A 20,650-nucleotide genomic window follows, 5' to 3' on the forward strand; every position below is an offset into this window, starting at 1 on the left:
TTTTATGTCCTGTCCTGTTATTGAGCTTGCACAACAACTCATTTCGCGTCCATCAATCAGCCCTGATGATCAAGGTTGTCAGCAATTGATCATTGATAGGCTTGCCCCTCTTGGTTTTACTATTGAAAGAATGCCTTTTGGTGAAACTGAGAATCTCTGGGCTTGTCGTGGTGGTGAAGGTGAAACGCTAGCTTTTGCTGGTCATACTGATGTTGTACCAACTGGTGATCCTAATTTGTGGGATAACCCGCCTTTTGAACCGTCTATTCGTGATGGTATGTTATATGGGCGCGGGGCGGCAGATATGAAAGGCTCGCTTGCCGCCATGATCGTAGCAGCTGAGCGCTTTGTTCGCTCTTATCCTGAACACCGTGGGCGACTCGCTTTTTTAATTACATCAGATGAAGAAGCTAAAGCCGCAGATGGTACGGTTAAGGTCGTACAATCTTTGATGTCGCGTGGCGAACGCCTTGATTATTGCCTTGTGGGTGAACCTTCAAGCCAACATCATTTAGGTGATATGGTAAAAAACGGTCGTCGAGGCTCAATAACAGCAAATTTAATTATTCAAGGTGTGCAAGGTCATGTCGCTTACCCTCACCTTGCAGAAAATCCTATTCATCTTGCCTCTCCTTTTATCCAAGATCTTGTTAATACTGTTTGGGATGAAGGCAACGAATTTTTCCCGGCCACCACAATGCAAATTGCCAATATTCATGCTGGTACAGGCAGTAATAATGTGATCCCCGGTGAGCTGTTTATTCAATTTAATTTCCGTTTTAGTACCGCTATTACAGATGAAGAAATTCGTCAACGTACAGAAGCTCTATTACAAAAGCACCAACTTCGCTACCAATTAGAATGGTCGTTATCGGGTCAGCCTTTTATTACTGGGCAAGGCAAGTTACTTGAAGCAGTACGTTATTCCGTTAAACATTACACCAATTTAGAGCCAGAACTCTCCACCAGCGGAGGCACTTCTGATGGCCGATTTATTGCCCAAATGGGAGCACAAGTTGTCGAATTAGGTCCAATTAATGCAACAATTCATAAAGTTAATGAGTGCGTTAATGCAGCAGATTTACAACAGCTTAGCCGTATTTATCAGCGGGTTATGGAGCAACTTATTTTATGATAACGCCTTTAATGTTAACAGGCCGTTCTACCGACCATTTAGTCACTTTATCCGGTCAGCATCGCTTACAGTTTAATGCCACTAAGGCTTTTTTAGCGTTACAACAACAAGCCACAAAAGCAGGCTTTAAATTAATGCCAGCCAGCTCTTTTCGTGATTTTAATCGTCAATTAGCGATATGGAATGGGAAGTTTGAAGGCAGTCGCCCTGTTTTAGATGCACAAAGCCAGCCTATGGATATTCATGCATTATCAGAAGGTGAACGCTGTATTGCTATTTTAAAATGGTCAGCCTTGCCCGGTGCAAGTCGTCACCATTGGGGCACTGAGATTGATATTTATGATCCGTTTCGCTTACCTGAGGGTCAATCATTACAATTAGAACCTTGGGAATACGAAGAAGGTGGCTATTTTGCAGAGCTTAATGAATGGTTAACGGAAAATATGTCAGCGTATGACTTTTATCGCCCTTTTACTCATAAAGAGAGCGATATTGCTTACGAGCCTTGGCATATCAGTTATTGGCCCCTTTCTCATGAAGCGTCTCTTGCTTACACACCTGATATTCTAAAATCGGTGTTAGAAGAAGAGGATATTTATGGTAAACAGTGGCTATTAGCTAATCTTGACGAAATATTTGCACGTTACATTGTTTTGCCTGAATAACATTATTTTTCACATGGAGCTTCTTGTTGATCGTTAACAGGAAGTCTCCACATAAATATCAACAAACACACTAAGATTATCAGCAATAATATTCTGACCCAAAGCATAGACACTAACCACAGTGAAATCGCAAAGGTAATTAAGATCACTAAGATAGCTTTAGGTTTCGCCCCTTTAGGCATAGCGCGATAAGTTTGCCAATATCGTAAATAAGGACCAAACCAAGAGCGATAAAGTAACCAATAATGGAAGCGCTTTGACGAACGAGAAAAACACCATGCGGCAAGTAATAAGAAAGGTGTTGTGGGTAATACAGGTAAAATAACCCCCAATGTGGCTAATCCCACACATAACCAACCTGCTATAATCAATAATATCCGTTTCATGCTGTGCTTTTCCAACTCATGCTTATTGCGTTATTTTATAGAGTAAATAAAAAAGATCCTCATTCTCAACAACAATTTTAAAATATAAGGCTTATTTATGCACTGGCTTGCTGACTATTGGTGGGTAATTTTAATTCTTTTAGTAGGAATTATTATTAACGCTATTAAAGATATGAACAAAATCGATCCCAAGCAATTTCTTAAAAATAAGCGAAAGTTACCGCCACATCGTGATTTTAATGATAAATGGGATGATGAAGATGATTGGCCTAAACAAAATCAAAACAAGAAGGATGAGAATAAGTAGCTAACCACTGTTGATAACGCGATGTTAACTGAGCATCTTTTTCAGCCATTAATTGTGCGCATTGCTCTCTTAATTGCTTAGTTAAGGCTTTTTTTCCTGATAAAGAAAACTCAGCCACACACTGCTCAACTGATTTATTGTCTACAAAAAAAGCCACTAGTAACGGATAGTGTTGCTCATAACCTACCAAAAAGTTAGCAACACTCTCATAAACAGTAAGGGCTGGACGATGGGCAAATGCAAAGCCCGCCATCATTAACCAATCGTCTTGTGGTGTAGCAATATGACTTGGTATTAACTTATCTGCTAAACAGAGGTTTGTTTGCTGTTGTATCTGCGGATATTGCAAAGCAAAAGCACGTAAAGAAGAGTGCAATAACTGTTTGCCTTTTTCTGTTAATGGATAAATCGCCATTGCGGCATAACATCCACTGCTCGCCTCTTTATGTACTCCTAATCGCACTATTTGAAAGCCACATTGCATCCAAAATTGCGCTAACACTTCGGTGTAACCAAAGCTTACAGAAAGATAATCAATAGCCTGTTCTTGGCTCTCTTTTACAATATTAGAAATTAAAGTTGCTGCAATTTTTTGACGTCGATATTGAGGCAAAACAGCAATACGGCTAATACGCAATGAATTTAAACACATTGCATCGGGTGTTAAACCATAAGTCACTAATGATTGAGCAACTAAATTGCCTCTAGGCCTACGAGTGCCTAGCCAAACATCATGAGCTAGCTCGACAGATAGCCCACCTTCTTCAATACACCACACAGCACCTACGATTTTTTTATTGATTGATGCTGACCAATAACGTTGCTTTTGACCATCAAGTAAACGTCGTAGATCAAGTGGTGTTGTCCGATAATGTGCACTAGTAAGTAATTGATAAAAATCATGTAGTTGTGAAATGTTATTGTGCCAATTTCCTTGAAGCTGCTGAGCATCGACTTCACCTTGTTGCTGACAATCAAAATCGTACTCAGGCTCATCAAGCAATAACAACTGATTAAGCCAATTTTCTAGTGGGCAATCTTTAGCCCAACGAATGGGCATTTGTAATTGATAGGTACGTAAATTAGGAATGTTATCTCCTAACTTCAGCATAAAACCGCGCCCTGTTCCTTCATAGCCTTGTACTGTGGTTGTCATTAATACATTAGGAAAATAACCACACAACGCTTCTAGTTGTGCAATAGGTAGAGAAGCTGCCTCATCAATAATCAACCAATCACTTTGAATTTCGTTATTTATGCATAGCGCTAATAAATTATCAGGAGAATAAAATGAAATAGCTTTATTGGTATGTGAAGATAAAATATCTGTACTATTTTTAGCTGGTGCACATACCAGTACACTTCCTTGATACTGTTCGATAAACATTCCCGCCAGCGCTGACTTTCCTCTGCCTCTTGGTGCAATAACACTCCAAACACCGGATGTCGATAAGAGTAAACTATCTAAAATCGCTTGCTGTTCTGCGGTCGGTTTACCTTGTGGAAGCGCCCAAGGTTTAGTTTTTTCAATCAATGTAGGTAATTGAAATGACGCTGATTGTTGCCATATGATCACTTGCTCATCACTCAAAGTGATGTTTTTTAGCCACGCCATAAAATTTGGTGTTGAAAGCACACCTTGAGCATCATTCCAGCGCTGACTATCGTTATCGATATAACTATCCCAATTTTCAATATCAGGTAGACATAAAATCAATAAACTACCTGCTTTTAATGTGCCTGTTAACATGGCTAAAGCATCAGTATTAAATCCCTCATTGGCATCAAAAACAGCATGCAGAAACTCACGTCCTAACAGACGAATAGCGTGTTCAGGCAAAACAGCATTAGATTGATTGGAAGAAATTGTGATCCAATCGCCTTGGCATAATTGAGTAATTTGCTGGATCTGCGTCACTTGCCATGCAGGATCACCTGCTAATAGCAATAACTGACGTTGCCCTAATTGCGCTAATTTTTGCTGATATTGATGTAAATGAGAAAATGACACAGCTAGGATTTACCGATTAACAACGAAAGAATACCTGCTGCAATTAATGGTCCAACAGGCACACCTCGGAAAAGTGCGACACCAATGACGGTTCCCACTAATAAACCAGCAACTGTTGAAGGCTGGTTATTCATTAAAGAAACACCTCGTGCGCCTAACCAAGAAACCGCGATACCTATTGCAATCGCTAACAGTGATTTCCAGTTTAAAAATGAGTTAAGAACTTCTTGCCCTGAAATACGCCCTGTTGCAATGGGTGTCATTACCCCAATGGTCAGAATTAAGATCCCGATGGTCATGCCATATTTTTCAACAACAGGAAAATATTGATTTAGAGGCGTGATTTTAATCACTAGCAAAGCAAGCATTGCTAACGTTACAGTCATATTATGACTAATAATGCCAAGCCCGGCGAGAACCAGCAAAATTAATAGTGAGGGATCAACGTTACTCATGTTTGTTCCTAAGCCTTTCTCTTTATAGCGTTAATTGTCTTTTATTTACCGACGAATGGTATTAGTTCAAAGACGAAGAAGCAAATGTATCACAAGATTTGATATTGCCACTGTTATAGCCACGCATAAACCAAGTCTTTCGTTGTTCTGCGGTGCCATGTGTAAAGCTATCAGGCACGGCATAGCCCTGTTGCTGTTTCTGTAATCTGTCGTCACCGATCGCTTGCGCCGTTTTTATCGCCGTTAATAAATCGCTTTCATCAATACGGCCTTCACCTGCAATAAAATGTCCCCACATTCCAGCAAAACAGTCTGCTTGCAGTTCTAATTTTACAGATAAACGATTCGCTTCTGCTTTTGAGCGTGCCATTTGTTGTTTTTCACGCATTTGATTAGTAATACCTAATAAATGCTGAACATGGTGCCCTACTTCATGCGAAATCACATAACCTTGAGCAAACTCACCGCCGCCACCTAGGCTATGTTTCATTTCATTATAAAAAGAGAGATCGAGATAAATTTTTCTATCCGCTGGGCAATAAAAAGGTCCCATTATTTTTGTACCAGTGCCACATTGTGTCGTAGTGCTATTGGTATATAACACAAGTTTTGGATAGCTATATTTTTTGCCCGCTTGTGCAAAAATAGTTTGCCAAAAATCTTCTGTACTGGCTAAAACGACGCTACTAAAATCTGCGGCTTCATTATAAAGGGCACTTTGTTGTTCGTTGCGTTGTGGTGCTTGGTTGGTTTCACCTGTTAATGAGTTAAAGTCAAACCCCATAAAACTGGCTATCACTAAAACAATAATAACCACAAACCCGTATTTAGTGCGTAATAAAAGTGCAATTAATCCTAATGGAAGATTACCACCACCTGATGCGGAGGAAGATTGCCCTCTTCTATCTTCAACATTGTCACTTCTTCGGCGATCATTCCAACGCATAACTTATCCCCACTGTTTAAATAGACCACTTTAGCTTTATTATGAACAAATTTATCACTTGATTTGAGATAATAACAAAAAATTGCATTCTCTATTCCCTATTTTTTGAGAACAAGATAATAGAGACTGTTAGAGAAAATAACTCAACACATCCTAGTCATTTCATAATAGAATTCTTATTTCTTACCCTTGTGTTTTTTCTTCACTAATAAATAGATAATTTAATGACTCGAACTCAACGTTTACTCACTTTATTGCAGATTTTAAAAGAAAATCGCTATCCAATAACGGCAGAAGCGCTGGCAGATAAATTGGAAATTAGTGTCAGATCTATTTATCGTGATATTGAATCTTTGCGTAACCAAGGTGCTGAAATCACGGGTGAAGCTGGTATAGGTTATCAACTAAAATCAGGTTTACTCCTGCCACCATTAACCTTTGATATTAATGAACTTGAAGCGCTTATTTTAGGTTTACGTTGGGTAGAAAGTCATACAGATAAAGAATTAAGTCATTCTGCATTACGGGCAATTAATAAAATCAATGCCGTAGTAACAACTCAGCACCAAACCTTACTTGAACAAAACACCTTGTTTGTTCCCACTAACAGAATTATTGAAGTTGATCACACCATTGCCAAAGATATGCGTTTTAGTTTACGCGAAGAAAAGAAAGCCAAAATAGATTATCAGGATGCTCAAAAGCAATTAAGCACTCGGATTATTTGGCCTATTGCTGTGGGTTATTTTCAAGATTCTCAAGTTATTGCCGCATGGTGTGAATTACGCCAAAGTTATCGTCATTTTAGGCTTGATAGAATTATCTCTTATGAAGTATTAAGTGATAATTTGCCTTACCCTAAAAGCTATTTATTCTCACGCTGGAAAAAAGAGATCTTGAAAGAGACTCCTGACAGAAATTGACACATGGTTTGCGTAATATCTTCCTTACTGTTCTTCGTTTAGCTGTTCTAATCTAAATAATATCATATTAATCAACACAGTAAGGAAACATTATGGGTGAACTTATTCTTTATACTAATGCAATGTCTCGCGGTAACACTGCTGAGCTTTTCTTAAAAATATTAGATGTGCCTTATCAGCGTGTTGAATTAGAATATGGCGCACCAATGCGTACTCCTGAATATCTTGCTATTAATCCGATGGCAAAAGTTCCTGCATTAGTGGATGGTGAAGTCGTCGTTACAGAGACGGCGGCAATTTGTGCTTATTTAGCAGATAAATTTATTGAGAAAGGATTTGCTCCCGCCCTTAATTCACCCGAACGCGCTGCTTATTATCGTTGGTTCTTTTTTACCGCAGGCCCTATCGAATCTGCATTTACTATAAAAGAGCTTGGTATTGAACTTAATGAAGAGCAGCAAAAATCATCTGGTTTTGGTTCTTTTGAACGCGCTTTTCATTGCTTAGAGACGGGCTTAGCCAGCGCTAAACCTTACCTTTGTGGTAAAAATCTGACTGCCGTTGATGTGTATGTGGGTTATTTCCTTATATTTATGTGCAAGTATGCACTTATTCAACCTACCCCACTGATTAATCAATATATTGATAGCCTTGCGCTTAATAAAGAGTTTAAACAATTATTAGAAAGTTTAGAATTACGATAAATTTTCTTATTATTAAATGTAATTCAATCAAGCTATCTCCATAGTTGCTTGTTTTATACATTCCATTTAATACGCCCCATTTAAGACAAAAGGTCAGCTTTAAGCTGACCTTTTCTAATTACATCTTATTAAACTTGACGTAATCGTTTGCGTATTTAGTCTAAAGAAACACCGATTCGACGTGCAACTTCTTCGTATGCTTCAATTAATCCGCCTAAGCTTTGACGGAAACGGTCTTTATCCATTTTATCTAAGGTATTTTTATCCCATAGACGGCTTCCATCAGGAGAGAATTCATCACCTAATACCACTTTGCCATGAAATAGACCAAACTCAAGTTTAAAATCGACTAAAATAAGTCCTGCTTTATCAAAGAGTTCGCTAAGGACATCGTTTGCTTTATAGCTCAAACGTTTCATTTCTGCGAGGTTTTCTTTAGACACCCAACCAAAGGTTTCACAGTAAGATTCATTGACCATAGGATCATGACGAGCATCATCTTTTAAGAATAAATCAAAGATTGGTGGGTTTAAAAGTGTACCTTCTTCGATACCTAAACGTTTGACTAATGATCCCGCTGCACGATTACGGATAACACATTCAACAGGTACCATATCGAGTTTTTTTACTAGCACTTCATTATCAGAAAGCAAACGTTCCATCTGCGTTGGGATACCCGCTTCTTCCAGTTTATTCATAATGAAATGGTTAAATTTATTATTTACCATGCCTTTACGATCAAACTGTTCAATACGTTGGCCATCTAACGCTGATGTATCATTTCTGAATTCAAGGATAAGAAAATCAGAAGATTCAGTGGCATAGACCGTTTTGGCTTTTCCACGATACAACTCAGCTTTTTTCTGCATCTGACACACTCCAAAGATGTGATAGGTTTAACAAGAAATTTGCTTCCCATACTCTACTCTAGATCAGACAAAAAAGCTTTTAAAACGTGAGTACTATCACTAAAAAATCTCGCCTTTAATCTGAAGTTCACAACGTTTTATTATTAAAAATAATCTCTGTTATTAGAAATCATATTTCAATTAATTCTATTGAACAATCACACTCATAACGAAAGTTATAATCATCAATAAAAAGATCGTTTGGTAAAATCAGAATATATAAAATATAAAAAGTCAGAATAAGAATAATTATAGATTATATCACTGCATTATTTCTATTTTCAGATAATATTCTTAATAATCATTAGTTCTGTTTCATATTACATTTATTTTGAGTAATCAATAATAAAAAACCAGATTAATTTCTTTTTATTGAAATTTAATCTGGTTATCAGTATTAGCATCAACGCGTTTTAATGATTTATCTCTAATCTATTTTTATATTTAAAAAGACTTATGTTATCTCTTAATAACATCATGTTTTAATTAAATAATGTAACAGTAGATCTCATAAGCAAACCAGCCTAATAAAGCACCTGCAGGTAAATCAATTAAGTAATGTTGTTTCGTAAACATGCAAGATAATGCGATAAATAATGGGAATAAGAAAACCCAAGGCCCTAAGGTTGCATAAGCAAGACATGCGGTGAGTGTTGCAACGGAAACGTGCATACTAGGGAAGCAGTTTGAGGAATCATCAAAATACTGAACAAACTTAAGAAATTTCTCTGACGCTGTTTTTCCTGGGTTTAATGTGCGCCAATGTGCTGGAGTTGCAACAGGGAACACAACAAAGAAAAACATTTGCATGACTAACAAAACAATATAACTAAAAACAATCATAATGAATTGTCTTGAGTCTTGAATGATCCAGTTGAGGTATAAAATTGCAGGATAATATAAAAAGCTATAGATCCATGACCACCATGGCCAGAAAGGAATTTTTTCATCAATCGGTGAGTTAATAACTTTCACTTCTCTCAATGTATATCGTTGAGTAAAAAAATAAAATTGATAAACACCTACAATAAGTATCCCACTTAATATCAAGTGAATAATCATATCACCTGCACTCATAAATACCCCTTCATATAGTCAGAGAATGCTTTGTTATTTTTATTTAAGAATAAGAATTGACGCAATATTGCATAAATTTAATCGTATTGCATTAAGATTAATATTATTAATAATTTTAAATTAAACCTTATCATTAAAAGAGCATTCAATTAATGATGTTAAATCCAGCAATCTCGATTGTATTTTTATAAATAAATTTCAATTTAGATTAATACAATTAAGTTAAGATCATAAAAAAGCCGCACAATATTTATTGTACGGCTTCTCATATTTTTAAAAAATAATACTTATTTAACAGGCTTACTAAAAGCAGCTTTCAGTGCAGCAACCATTTGATCATTTTGTGATTGTGTTAATGGTTTACCTTTATCACTGATAAATTGTAAACTACTGCGGTTATTTAAATCGCCGACTTGTAATTTATAATCCGCTTCTTCAACAGTTGGTCTATCAACACCTAACGCACTCCAGTTCGCACTGCTCATTCCTTTATAGGTTACTTCAATTGAACCTTTAGAACGTGTGCGATCACCCATCTTCATACCAACACTTTCTAATGCGATTGGTAATCTATCCCAAACTACATCAAATGGTGCACGAACGATAATCACTGGAAGGCCCGCATTATCACTGCCACTTTGGACATCGATAATACCTTGTAAGCTACTGCTTGCCGTATTTTCGCTTAAATTACGCATACGGTTTAAGCCATCAACCAATTCGTTAAGCATTAAAATATTGTAACGCTTCACCTCAGCCGGATCAGTCATCTCAGTTTCGCCTTGGCGTAAACCTTCATTAGTCACTGTTAACGAAATAACATTACCTGACTGAGCAATCACTAAACGCTGACGTGTTTGGAAAGGTACGTTTTCATCTGCACGTAACCATGTGATCCAATCAGTGTGGATCTCTTTTTGCCCTGCATCACTTTTGGCAATCGCAACACCTTTCTCTTTTAAGATAGAGCTAATTTGCTCATATAGTGTTGTATTTTCAGGTGAATTTGGTAATAACAAACGACTGTTATCTGCATTATTTTCACTGCGTGAACCACTTAACAGATTCAGTGCTTGAGTTGGTGGGCGAATATCAAGCGCTAAACCAACAGGTTCAGTTTTTTTAGGGGTTGGAATGTCATATTCCCCATTTTGCAAAGGCAACACCATACCCGCCGGAATTGCTAAATTCTTTAGCCCTGCCGTCTCTAAATAAGACTCATCACCACTGACCTGACGTTTATAGCGCTGATCACTTGAACAGGCTGCCAGTAAAACCACCAGCGACAGACCCGCGACTTTCATAATCTTTGATTTATGCAATAGTGTTGCCATTAAAATTCCCTAAGTTTTACAGTATTCCCGCTGTTAACAGCGCTTTCTCAACAATTTGCTGACCTGATGATGTCAACGGAGTCATAGGTAAGCGCAATGTGGCGTCTTCAATCAATCCAATACGTTGACACGCCCATTTAGCTGGGATTGGATTAGGTTCAACAAATAACTGATGATGTAAGTCCATCAGACGTCGATTAAGTTCACGTGCTTTTGCAAACTCACCCGCATTTGCTAATCGACATAATTCTACCATCTCTGACGCTGCAACGTTAGCAGTAACCGAAATAACACCATGACCGCCAAGTTGCATAAAGTCTAATGATGATGCGTCATCGCCACTTAATAAGATAAAACTATCATCATTAACCAACTCTTGGATTTGACTAACACGACTTAAGTTCCCTGTCGCCTCTTTAATTGCCACAATATTATCCAACTTGGCTAAACGTGCAACTGTTACAGGCAATAAATCGCATCCAGTGCGACCCGGCACATTATACAGGATTTGTGGTAATGCTGTGCTTTCAGAAATCGCTTTAAAGTGCTGATATAACCCTTCTTGTGAAGGTTTATTATAATAAGGTGTAACACTTAAACAACCTGCAATACCTTTATTTTCAAACTGTTGTGTGAACCAGACTGCTTCAGATGTTGCATTAGCACCCGTACCAGCAATCACAGGAATACGCCCATCAGCCATATCTAATGTCATCAGAACAACATCAACATGCTCGTCATGACTTAATGTTGCAGATTCTCCTGTTGTACCAACAGAAACTATTGCGGCACTGCCTGCATTAACATGATAGTCAACTAATTTACGTAAACTAACCCGGTCAACATTGCCTTTTGCGTCCATTGGTGTAACCAATGCCACCATACTGCCTGTAAAATTAAATTCGTTATTCACCATAATCATTGCTCCGAGATAGACGTATACTCAATGGTACTCATTCGTTGCTCTATTGAAAACTACTTAACTCTAGGTTTCTAATGAAATTTGCTAATATTCTTTGATATGAATTAAAGAGATATAATAATTGAAGATAGTGAGCAAGGGATCTTGGCAGAAATCGAAATTTGTGTTTACCTGTTAAGAATATACTGAAAGTCAAAAGGAACCTTATTTTGCCCATACCTGATAAACATTTTCTCGTCATTACTGCATTAGGTGCTGACCGTCCTGGTATTGTTGATACCATTACACAATTAGTCAGCCAATGCGGATGTAATATCGAGGACAGCCGACTTGCGATGTTTGGTCAAGAGTTTACGTTTATCATGCTACTTTCAGGTGGCTGGAACGCTATCGCACAATTAGAAGCGTTGCTGCCCATTAAAAGTGCGGAACTGGATTTATTGACCGTAATGAAAAGAACCACCAATGGTGCGCCGATCACCTATCCTTCAACAATCGCAGCAAAAGTTGATATTGAAGATGCACCCGGTATTGTAGAACGCTTTACTAATCTATTTAGCCAACATAATTTTAATCTTGCTGAATTAATCTCTAAAACACACCCGTCAGAAGATGGCTCACCTGCCCGTTTAGAAATACAAATTACGGCGCATAATCCATTAGATGATCATGGTCTTGTTATTAATGAGAAATTTAATCAATTATGTACAGAGCTGAACGCTCAAGGCACAATAAGTATCGTAAATAGTCTGATGATGAAACAGTAAAAAATGGAGAATGACCTAATGAACCCATTAAAAGCCGGTGAAAAGGCGCCTCAATTCAGTCTGCCCGACCAAGATGGAGAAACAATTAATTTATCTGATTTCGCTGGCCAACGTGTGCTCGTTTATTTTTACCCTAAAGCAATGACACCGGGTTGTACAACTCAAGCTTGTGGCTTACGTGATGAAATGGATGCACTAAAAAAAGCTAAAGTTGAAGTACTCGGCATCAGCACAGATAAATCAGAAAAACTTTCCCGTTTCGCTGAAAAAGAGATGCTAAATTTCACGTTGCTTTCGGATGAAGATCATAAGATTGCAGAAGAGTTTGGTATCTGGGGAGAAAAGCAATTTATGGGGAAAACTTACGATGGTATTCATCGTACAACATTCTTAATTGATAAAAATGGTGTTATCGAACACGTATTTGATAACTTTAAAACCAGTAATCACCATCAAGTCGTTCTCGAATATCTCGCTCAGCATCCATAATAAAAGCTTAGTATTGATAAGATAACAGACAGTTTGCACTGTCTGTTTTTTTATCTACTTTTTATTTGTTTTTTGTTAATGCGTTCAATGCTGTCTTCAGTTTTTCTTTGTATGTTGCTCATTCGCAATTTCATCGGGTAATGCATGCAATACTGCTTTTATCAGCGTTGCTAATGGTATCGCAAAGAATACGCCCCAAAATCCCCACATTCCACCGAATATAATCACCGACAATATAATAACTAAAGGGTGCATATTTACAGCTTCAGAGTACAAAATTGGTACTAATAAATTGCTATCCAATCCTTGAACAACAAGATAAGCGATAAATAACGCCCAGAAATCAGAGCCTAATCCCCACTGAGATAATGCAATCACAATAACTGGAATTGTTGCTAAAACAGCACCAACATAAGGAACTAAAACAGAAACGCCGACGATCACAGCAAGTAATACAGAGTAGCGCAAGTCGAAGAAAGCAAATACAAAATAAGTGAAAACACCCACAATTATCATTTCGGTTACTTTGCCCCGAATATAATTGGTAATTTGCTGGTTAACTTCAATCCAAACTTGAGCTGCCAATATTCTGTTTTTTGGTAAAACACGACGAACCGCATTAAGCATCTGTTGCTTATCTTTAAGTAAGAAGAACGTCATTAAAGGCACAAGAATAAGATAAATCGACAGTGTAATAATTCCGATTAGCGAAGCTAAAGACACTTTTAATACAGATTCAGCCACCGTTGAGAACTTACTGCGTAAGTTTTCTGCCATCATATCAACAATACCCGCATCCATTAATGCAGGGAAACGATCCGGTAATTCATGCGCAAATGCATTGAACTTATTGATCATATTTGGGATATCTGAAATCAGTGTCATCCCTTGCTGCCACACAGTTGGCGCTAAAATCAAAATAACAATGGCACTAATACCAATAAAGAGTGTCAGAATTATCGATACTGCCCATATACGGGCGCACCCTAATTTCTCAAGTAAATGAGTTGGCCACTCTAAAAGATAAGCAAGCACAATTGCCACTAATAAAGGAGCAAGTATGCCACTGAAAAAATACAGAATTGAAAAGCCGGCAATCAAAATGACCACAAGGGCGATAACTTGTGGATCAGCAAATCGGCGTTTGTACCATTGAACAAGCAAGTCCAGCATGAAAATAAAGATCCTTTATAATAATCAGAATAATAGAGCTGTATGTATTTATTTACATAAGCAATAATCTTTTGACAGATTTTACGTTAGGTTTTGCTATCATACATCATTAATTATTAATTTTTCGTTAAGATAGCCATCAGGATACAGTTGTATGAAACTCAGACTTAAAAAACCATTAGTCGCGCTTCTTGTTTCTGCGTTGCTATCAACATCAGTAGTGCCTGCTCAGGCTGCGATTGATATTGAAGACTCTTTACCTGATATGGGAACCACCGCAGGTTCAACATTAAGCATCAATCAAGAAATCGCTATGGGTGATTACTATACTCGCCAACTGCGAAATAGTGCACCATTAGTTTTTGACCCATTACTTTCTAACTATATTAATAATTTAGGACAAAAACTCGTTTCGAACGCCAGTTCAGTCAAAACTCCTTTTCACTTTTATTTAGTTAACAACCCCAATATTAACGCCTTTGCTTATTTTGGGGGAAACATTGTTTTGCATTCCGCACTCTTTCGATATAGCCGAACAGAAAGTGAATTAGCCTCTGTTATGGCTCACGAAATCACACACGTTACTCAACGACATTTAGCACGAATGCTTGAAGATCAGGCTAAAACAACGCCCCTTGCTCTTGCTGGTGTATTAGGTTCTATTCTGATATTTATGGCAAACCCGAATGCAGGTCTTGCAACCTTTACAGGTAGTATGGCGGGTATGCAGCAAAATATGATCACGTTCACGCAAATGAACGAGCAAGAAGCAGACCGTATCGGAATACAGACACTCTATCGTGCAGGATTTGATCCCAAAGGGATGCCGGACTTTATGCAAATTCTTGCTGACCAAGTACGATATAGCTCTAAACCGCCTGAAATGTTATTAACGCACCCCTTACCAGATAGCCGTTTATCCGATGCAAGAAGTCGAGCAAGTCAATTTCCTGCTCGACAGGTTCCACAGTCAGCTGATTTTCTGTTTGCTAAAATGCGTGTATTAACCATGTTGACGAAAAATCCAACATCAGAGAATGCATTACAAACGATACTTGATCAGTTTAAGCAAGGTACAGCTCTTGAAAAGTCAGCTGCAAATTATGCGCTAGTACTTATCTATTCTCGTGATCGTAAATTTGATGACGCAAGAAAACTGCTCACTCCGATGTTAGAAAGAGAGCCGAATAATATTTGGCTTATTGATGCCATGACCGATATCGATTTAGAACAAAACCGTGCAAGCGATGCGGTTGCAAGATTACAACAGGCATTGAAGCAAAAACCCAATAACAATGTCCTTATTGCCAACTTAGCTAACTCATATATACATAATAAGCAATATAACGAAGCAAACCGCCTGCTTTATCGTTATACCTTTGATAACCCAAACGATCCTATCGGCTGGCAATTAATGGCAGAAAATTCAGCTAAACAAGGTGATAGAGCTCATGAATTAGCCGCTTATGCGGAAGATTTGGCCCTAAGAGGTGACTTTGAAACGGCAATTCGTTATTTAGGTGATGCAAGCCGACAAGTCAAATTAGGCAGTAACGATCAAGCTCGCTTTGATGCTCGCATAGACCAATTAAGAAAAATTCAGCAAAGAGACAGTCAATTTAAATAAGGGACAACATGACCAAGAAAGTGACGATTTATCATAATCCACGCTGTTCAAAAAGCCGTGAAACCTTACATTTACTAGAAGAAATACAAATAACACCTAATGTTATTCACTATCTAGATACAGCACCTTCTGTTGAGGAACTTAAAACACTGCTCAACGCATTAGGTTTTAATGACGCAAGAGAATTAATGCGCACAAAAGAAGAAATTTATAAAACACTAAAACTGGCTGATGAAACATCACAAGATGTATTAATTCAAGCAATGCATGAAAACCCTAAACTTATTGAACGCCCTATTGTGGTTGTAGGTAATAAAGCCCGTTTAGGCCGCCCTCCAGAGCAAGTGAAAGAACTGTTTAATTAATCTTCAAAATTCAAAGCCTATATTTATATTCTTATATATGGGCTTCTCTCTATCTACGTCATTATTAATCCCGCAACCGTTTACTCTCTTTTCTCAAATAAGAAATAAATCATTAAATGTTGTTAAATTGTAAACATTACAATTAGCAAAGTGTTTCTTATTTCCACAATAGAAAAAAACCAATCGCTTTATGCTTTCAAAAATTTTCATCTCAATTTCATATTTTTTATGAGTAAGAAATCGCCATTTTTGAAAACTTTTATTGAGATCACACTACACCGCATAAACTCACGATTATGAGAAAAAAATAATCATGCGTTTCATTTATATTGTGACTCAAGTCTCTTTACGCAAATGCATTCCTACATATCATGGACATCAGAAAATATGATAGCAGAATTGATAAACTATAAATTCTCGCCAAAATATTTTTCCATTATCATCCAAGAAAGAATTTAACAAGAAATACACATTTAAAACAATACTGCAACACAGCAATAAGCTTTCAATTTGTTATTTACTCTATCTCTTCTTTTATTGTTGTTTTTTTAACTTGATGACAATTAATCAGTGTGAAATGAAGTTGTAGATGTATATGAAATAAACAACGTTAGAGCCAACATTATGGGCAATTAAAACTAACCAATCTCCATTATTGGTGTCGGGTGATTGCTAGGCTAATAGGAAAACAGATGAATATCGTACTTAGATTAAAACTTGTCTCATTCCTCCAGTTCTTTATATGGGGATCTTGGCTTGTAACATTTGCCTCGTATCTCTTTGGAGAGCTGCATTTTAAAGGTAGTGATGTTGGGCTTATTTTCAGTGCTCTTGGACTTGCCTCACTTATCGCACCTGTCATCATGGGATTTATTGCAGATAAAATAAATAACCGTAAATTAGTGTTTATTACCCTGCATATTTTTTCCGCATTAGCATTAGTGCTAATGTCGCAAATGACAACAGTAACCACGCTCTTCTTTGCAACTCTATTACATTTATTGTTCTTTATGCCAAGTATCTCAATGGCAAACAGCATCATTTTCGAACTGTTAGAACAAAAACATTTAGAGCCTAATAATTACTTCCCGAAAATTCGTGTTTACGGCACCGTTGGCTTTATTGCCGCCATGTGGGTGATTAGCTTCTTAGGTTTAGGTAATAGCTACCACCAGCTCTTTGTTGCAGCAATCGCCTCTATTGTTTTAGCTGTATTTGCAATGTTCTTACCTGCCACTAAAGCAACTGATAAAAACGAAACTAAAACCGAAGAAGTGGCATTTAGTATCACTAATATCTTGCAAGTATTTAAAAAGAAAAATGTCGTTGTTTTCTTATTCTTCGCAACATTATTAGGATCTGTACTGCAAATTACTAATACATTTGGTGTGCCATTCCTGCAAGATATTGCACAATCTCCAAATGCAGATGATTCATTCTTTGCACGTTATCCTTCAGTGTTCTTATCTATTTCACAGATTTCAGAAGTCGTATTTATTCTATTCCTACCACTGTTATTAAAACGTGTAAGAATCGAAACTATCGTTTTATTTAGTATGGTTGCTTGGATCTTACGTTTCGGCTTCTTTGCTTACGGTGACTACACATCATTAGGTCAAATCGTCTTATTGTTATCAATGATTGTGTATGGTTGTGCATTCGACTTCTTTAATATCTCTGGTTCACTGTTCTTAGAAAAAGAGATCCCGTTACAATATCGTTCAACAGCACAAGGTATGTTTATGACCTTAGTGAACGGTTTCGGTACTTATTTAGGTGCAATGTTAAGCGGCTGGGTGATCGATTTATATACCACTAATGGCGCGGTTGATTGGAAATCATTCTGGTTAATCTTCACAGGCTACACAGTTGCAATCACTGCACTTTATCTGATTTTCTTACTGGTTCCTCAGAAGAAAGCCAAAGTAGTAGAAGCAAACTAATTATTTAACCCTCCTCCTTTATTGTTTGTGTCTCTCGCCGCTTGCCTTGTATAAAGACAAGCGGTTTTTTTATCTCTTTTTTATCTAAGAAAATAGAACGATCACGGTTCAAGAATAACAACGAATTATTACTTTCAATAGGTATTAGATTTAGAAAATAGAGATAGGATTTAAATTATTAGCCCCACCGAATAAGATGAGTGAGGCAATTTAAAGTTTGAGGATATCTTTCACAAATGGGATGGTAAGTTTACGTTGAGCAACAATAGAAGCGTGATCAAGCTCATCAAGCATTTCAAACAAGGTGCGCATTTTTCTATCTAAACGTTTTAATACAAAACGACCAACATCTTCAGGTAATTCAAATCCACGAAGTTTTGCTCTTAATTGTAGCGCTTGAATTTTCTCTTCGTCACTTAAAGGTTGCAGACGGTAGATTTGCCCCCAATCAAGGCGAGATGCTAAATCAGGAAGTTGTAGTTCTATTTGGCGAGGCGGTCTATCCCCTGTAATTAATAAACAGGTTCGTCCATGCTCTAAAACGCGGTTATAAAGATTAAATAAGGCGAGTTCCCACTCTTCATCACCTGCAATACATTGCACATTATCAATACAAACTAAGGATAAGTGTTCCATACCTTCAAGAACATCGGGAACAAAATAGGCTCGTTTATCAAGAGGAACATACCCAACAGCATCACCTTTTAGTGAAAGCTCAGCACAAGCGGCATGTAATAGATGGCTCTTTCCACCTCCGTCACGAGACCAGAAATAGATATAACTGCCATGAGATTGATGAATGGCGGTTCGAATTGCCGCGACTAACGACGCGTTTTCCCCTGCATAAAAGCTATCGAATGTCTCATCATCGGGCAGAGATAGTGGTAATGATAGCTGTGACGGCGTATTCAGAAGCACCTCACCTGAATAGTTTAATAAACGTGGTGATTCTAACACAAATTCTCACAAGGTCAGAATCAATATTAAAAAAGCACATTGCACTGATTAAGATAACAGCAAGATTATCGTGATAAGTCTATTTTATATACTCTTAATGACTTATTTATTTATCGTCTTGCTGTATCACAAATTGTTTAGTACAAAATCAAAAAACATTTCTTGTTTAATTAATCGTCTTTATTATCTAAATTTTAATTTCGCAACATCATTACCTGAAGGTTGCTGATAAATATCGAGCTTAAAATATTTAGCTGATGCATTTATATACTCAAAGATTTCAGATTGAGTCTCTTCATATTCAACCCACGTGGTTGCGCGAGTAAAACAATATAACTCTACAGGTAATCCCATCGGTGTAGGTGGCATTGTTCTGATCACTAAATACATATCAGGTCGAACATCACCCCGCATTTTTATCCAATTTAGCATGTACTTACGAAACAATTGCAGGTTTGTCACCCCTTTTGTTTCTAACCACTCATTAATATCACCAATCTCTTCTTCCTTTCCTTCTAGCATCGTTTCTATGCTCTTACGAAGCGGTGCTGTATTTTTTAATTCTAATACTAACTCTTGCGTTGCAAATGAAATCGAAGATTGGTCAATATAAAAACTGCGTTTGATCCGACGCCCTCCTGATGAAAACATCGGTTGCCAGTTTGTATATTTTTCAGTCAAAAAATCTTTGGTTGGAATACGCGAAATTGTATTATCCCAATTACGTACAGTGATCGTATGTAATGCGATATCAATAACCTCACCACTGATATTACTACTGGGTAATTCAATCCAATCATAAAGCTTTAATACTTTTCCGTTAGAGATAAGAATATTGGCAACAAAAGAGATAAGTGTATGCTGAAAAACAAACATTAATACCGCAGCAATGGCACCAAAGCTCGAGATAATAATAAGTGGTGATTGTTCAGTAAATAACGCAATGATCAGGATAAAAGAGATAATCCAAACCACGATTTTGGCAATCTCAATATAGCCTTTGATAGAGTTATTTCGATGCCACGCTTTTTTGGCATGCCTAATATTGAAGATATCAAGCGCGTTATTTAGCAATGAGGCAATATTGATAATGATAAAGGCGCGAGCAACCGTCTCAAAAATAATATTCATTTCAGCTGAAAAAGACGGTAATAGCTGATTAATATAGAGAACGAGTGTAACAGCAACAATAGATGCACTCTTTTTAGCTATATCTTCTATCGTCTCTTCATCTGAAAGTTCAGTAAATAAAAAAAGTAAACGCTTTGCTATTCGGCGGAAAATCATTTTGGCGAGAAACCACACCACCAGCAACACAATAACTAAAAATATTGTGGTAAAAATCTGCTTTGATGTAATGAAATCATAAATTTCAATGAGCTTTTCCATAAATTACGCTATACCTTTTTTGAGACGCTTCCAACCTTAAAACGAATACCACTCAAACCACAGACAAATTGCCTATTTCGCATAAGAACAGACCCCCATTGTCTCATTTATTTTATTTAAATAAACATCATGATTGAATTAATCATGCTTTTCTAAGTTTTAAACAC

At 37.2% G+C, this 20,650-nt stretch carries 21 protein-coding genes; 10 read left to right on the top strand and 11 right to left on the bottom strand.

The genetic code is table 11. From position 1 onward, the window contains the following. Nucleotides 1–4 precede the first annotated feature (4 nt). Both dapE and D7029_RS11160 read left to right on the top strand, forming a co-directional pair. Nucleotides 5–1,135 (top strand): succinyl-diaminopimelate desuccinylase, encoded by a 1,131-nt coding sequence (gene dapE / locus D7029_RS11155; protein ID WP_088495310.1) that lies wholly within the window; start codon nt 5–7, stop codon nt 1,133–1,135. Then, nucleotides 1,132–1,800, top strand: a complete 669-nt coding sequence (locus D7029_RS11160) for a M15 family metallopeptidase (RefSeq protein ID WP_194950719.1) — start codon at nt 1,132–1,134, stop codon at nt 1,798–1,800. Before dapE ends, D7029_RS11160 begins: the two co-directional genes overlap by 4 nt. A gap of 2 nt (nt 1,801–1,802) precedes the next feature. Here the strand turns inward: D7029_RS11160 and D7029_RS11165 are convergent, their stop codons facing one another. Then, nucleotides 1,803–2,186 carry a DUF454 family protein gene (locus D7029_RS11165; RefSeq protein WP_109393975.1) on the bottom strand — a complete coding sequence of 128 codons (384 nt, stop codon included), beginning with the start codon at nt 2,184–2,186 and terminating at the stop codon, nt 1,803–1,805. Nucleotides 2,187–2,283: 97 nt separating this feature from the next. On the opposite strand from D7029_RS11165, the gene D7029_RS11170 reads away from it, so the two are divergent. After that, nucleotides 2,284–2,493 (top strand): YpfN family protein, encoded by a 210-nt coding sequence (locus D7029_RS11170; RefSeq protein ID WP_075671870.1) that lies wholly within the window; start codon nt 2,284–2,286, stop codon nt 2,491–2,493. On the opposite strand, the gene D7029_RS11175 is transcribed toward D7029_RS11170, so the two are convergent. The 3 genes from D7029_RS11175 to D7029_RS11185 form a co-directional block, all read right to left on the bottom strand. Beyond that, the gene (locus tag D7029_RS11175) at nt 2,456–4,504 is read right to left on the bottom strand and encodes a tRNA(Met) cytidine acetyltransferase TmcA (RefSeq protein WP_194950720.1); all 2,049 of its coding nucleotides are present in this window, start codon (nt 4,502–4,504) and stop codon (nt 2,456–2,458) included. The two genes, D7029_RS11170 and D7029_RS11175, sit on opposite strands and share 38 nt — an antisense overlap. A gap of 2 nt (nt 4,505–4,506) precedes the next feature. Beyond that, complete coding sequence (locus tag D7029_RS11180) at nt 4,507–4,959, bottom strand: DUF441 domain-containing protein (RefSeq protein ID WP_006533030.1); 453 nt, start codon at nt 4,957–4,959, stop codon at nt 4,507–4,509. A 61-nt stretch (nt 4,960–5,020) separates the two neighbouring features. Continuing rightward, a complete protein-coding gene (locus D7029_RS11185) occupies nt 5,021–5,905 on the bottom strand; it encodes a neutral zinc metallopeptidase (protein WP_194950721.1) in 885 nt (294 codons plus the stop codon). A gap of 224 nt (nt 5,906–6,129) precedes the next feature. Here D7029_RS11185 and D7029_RS11190 point away from each other — a divergent pair, with 224 nt between their 5' ends. Both D7029_RS11190 and D7029_RS11195 read left to right on the top strand, forming a co-directional pair. Then, nucleotides 6,130–6,828 carry a helix-turn-helix transcriptional regulator gene (locus D7029_RS11190; RefSeq protein WP_194950722.1) on the top strand — a complete coding sequence of 233 codons (699 nt, stop codon included), beginning with the start codon at nt 6,130–6,132 and terminating at the stop codon, nt 6,826–6,828. 92 nt (nt 6,829–6,920) lie between these two features. Beyond that, nucleotides 6,921–7,532: a glutathione S-transferase family protein gene (locus D7029_RS11195; RefSeq protein ID WP_194950723.1), complete on the top strand. Its 612-nt coding sequence runs from the start codon at nt 6,921–6,923 to the stop codon at nt 7,530–7,532. A 155-nt stretch (nt 7,533–7,687) separates the two neighbouring features. On the opposite strand, the gene purC is transcribed toward D7029_RS11195, so the two are convergent. The 4 genes from purC to dapA form a co-directional block, all read right to left on the bottom strand. Next, nucleotides 7,688–8,401: a phosphoribosylaminoimidazolesuccinocarboxamide synthase gene (gene purC / locus D7029_RS11200; protein ID WP_088495303.1), complete on the bottom strand. Its 714-nt coding sequence runs from the start codon at nt 8,399–8,401 to the stop codon at nt 7,688–7,690. A gap of 525 nt (nt 8,402–8,926) precedes the next feature. Then, on the bottom strand, nt 8,927–9,517 hold the full coding sequence (locus tag D7029_RS11205; protein ID WP_088495302.1) for a phosphatase PAP2 family protein: 591 nt from the start codon (nt 9,515–9,517) through the stop codon (nt 8,927–8,929). Nucleotides 9,518–9,804: 287 nt separating this feature from the next. Further along, nucleotides 9,805–10,851: an outer membrane protein assembly factor BamC gene (bamC, locus tag D7029_RS11210; protein WP_194950724.1), complete on the bottom strand. Its 1,047-nt coding sequence runs from the start codon at nt 10,849–10,851 to the stop codon at nt 9,805–9,807. A gap of 16 nt (nt 10,852–10,867) precedes the next feature. Further along, complete coding sequence (gene dapA, locus D7029_RS11215) at nt 10,868–11,767, bottom strand: 4-hydroxy-tetrahydrodipicolinate synthase (protein WP_023581903.1); 900 nt, start codon at nt 11,765–11,767, stop codon at nt 10,868–10,870. A gap of 215 nt (nt 11,768–11,982) precedes the next feature. Here dapA and D7029_RS11220 point away from each other — a divergent pair, with 215 nt between their 5' ends. After that, a complete protein-coding gene (locus D7029_RS11220) occupies nt 11,983–12,540 on the top strand; it encodes a glycine cleavage system transcriptional repressor (RefSeq protein WP_036912784.1) in 558 nt (185 codons plus the stop codon). An 18-nt stretch (nt 12,541–12,558) separates the two neighbouring features. Further along, on the top strand, nt 12,559–13,029 hold the full coding sequence (gene bcp / locus D7029_RS11225) for a thioredoxin-dependent thiol peroxidase (RefSeq protein ID WP_088495299.1): 471 nt from the start codon (nt 12,559–12,561) through the stop codon (nt 13,027–13,029). 96 nt (nt 13,030–13,125) lie between these two features. Here the strand turns inward: bcp and D7029_RS11230 are convergent, their stop codons facing one another. Then, the gene (locus tag D7029_RS11230; protein ID WP_088495298.1) at nt 13,126–14,202 is read right to left on the bottom strand and encodes an AI-2E family transporter; all 1,077 of its coding nucleotides are present in this window, start codon (nt 14,200–14,202) and stop codon (nt 13,126–13,128) included. Nucleotides 14,203–14,356: 154 nt separating this feature from the next. Here D7029_RS11230 and D7029_RS11235 point away from each other — a divergent pair, with 154 nt between their 5' ends. The 3 genes from D7029_RS11235 (at nt 14,357) to D7029_RS11245 (ending at nt 18,137) form a co-directional block, all read left to right on the top strand. Continuing rightward, the gene (locus D7029_RS11235; protein ID WP_194950725.1) at nt 14,357–15,829 is read left to right on the top strand and encodes a tetratricopeptide repeat protein; all 1,473 of its coding nucleotides are present in this window, start codon (nt 14,357–14,359) and stop codon (nt 15,827–15,829) included. Nucleotides 15,830–15,837: 8 nt separating this feature from the next. Further along, entirely contained in the window at nt 15,838–16,194 is a 357-nt protein-coding gene (gene arsC, locus D7029_RS11240) for an arsenate reductase (glutaredoxin) (protein ID WP_194950726.1), read from the top strand. Nucleotides 16,195–16,886: 692 nt separating this feature from the next. Then, the gene (locus tag D7029_RS11245) at nt 16,887–18,137 is read left to right on the top strand and encodes an MFS transporter (protein WP_088495295.1); all 1,251 of its coding nucleotides are present in this window, start codon (nt 16,887–16,889) and stop codon (nt 18,135–18,137) included. A gap of 210 nt (nt 18,138–18,347) precedes the next feature. Here the strand turns inward: D7029_RS11245 and hda are convergent, their stop codons facing one another. Together hda and D7029_RS11255 are read right to left on the bottom strand one after the other, a co-directional pair. Then, nucleotides 18,348–19,055: a DnaA inactivator Hda gene (hda, locus tag D7029_RS11250; RefSeq protein ID WP_006533048.1), complete on the bottom strand. Its 708-nt coding sequence runs from the start codon at nt 19,053–19,055 to the stop codon at nt 18,348–18,350. Nucleotides 19,056–19,277: 222 nt separating this feature from the next. Next, nucleotides 19,278–20,483 carry a mechanosensitive ion channel family protein gene (locus D7029_RS11255; RefSeq protein ID WP_088495294.1) on the bottom strand — a complete coding sequence of 402 codons (1,206 nt, stop codon included), beginning with the start codon at nt 20,481–20,483 and terminating at the stop codon, nt 19,278–19,280. Nucleotides 20,484–20,650: the final 167 nt, after the last annotated feature.

The sequence above is a fragment of the Proteus vulgaris genome, from assembly GCF_016647575.1.
Classification (GTDB): Bacteria; Pseudomonadota; Gammaproteobacteria; order Enterobacterales; family Enterobacteriaceae; genus Proteus; species Proteus mirabilis_B.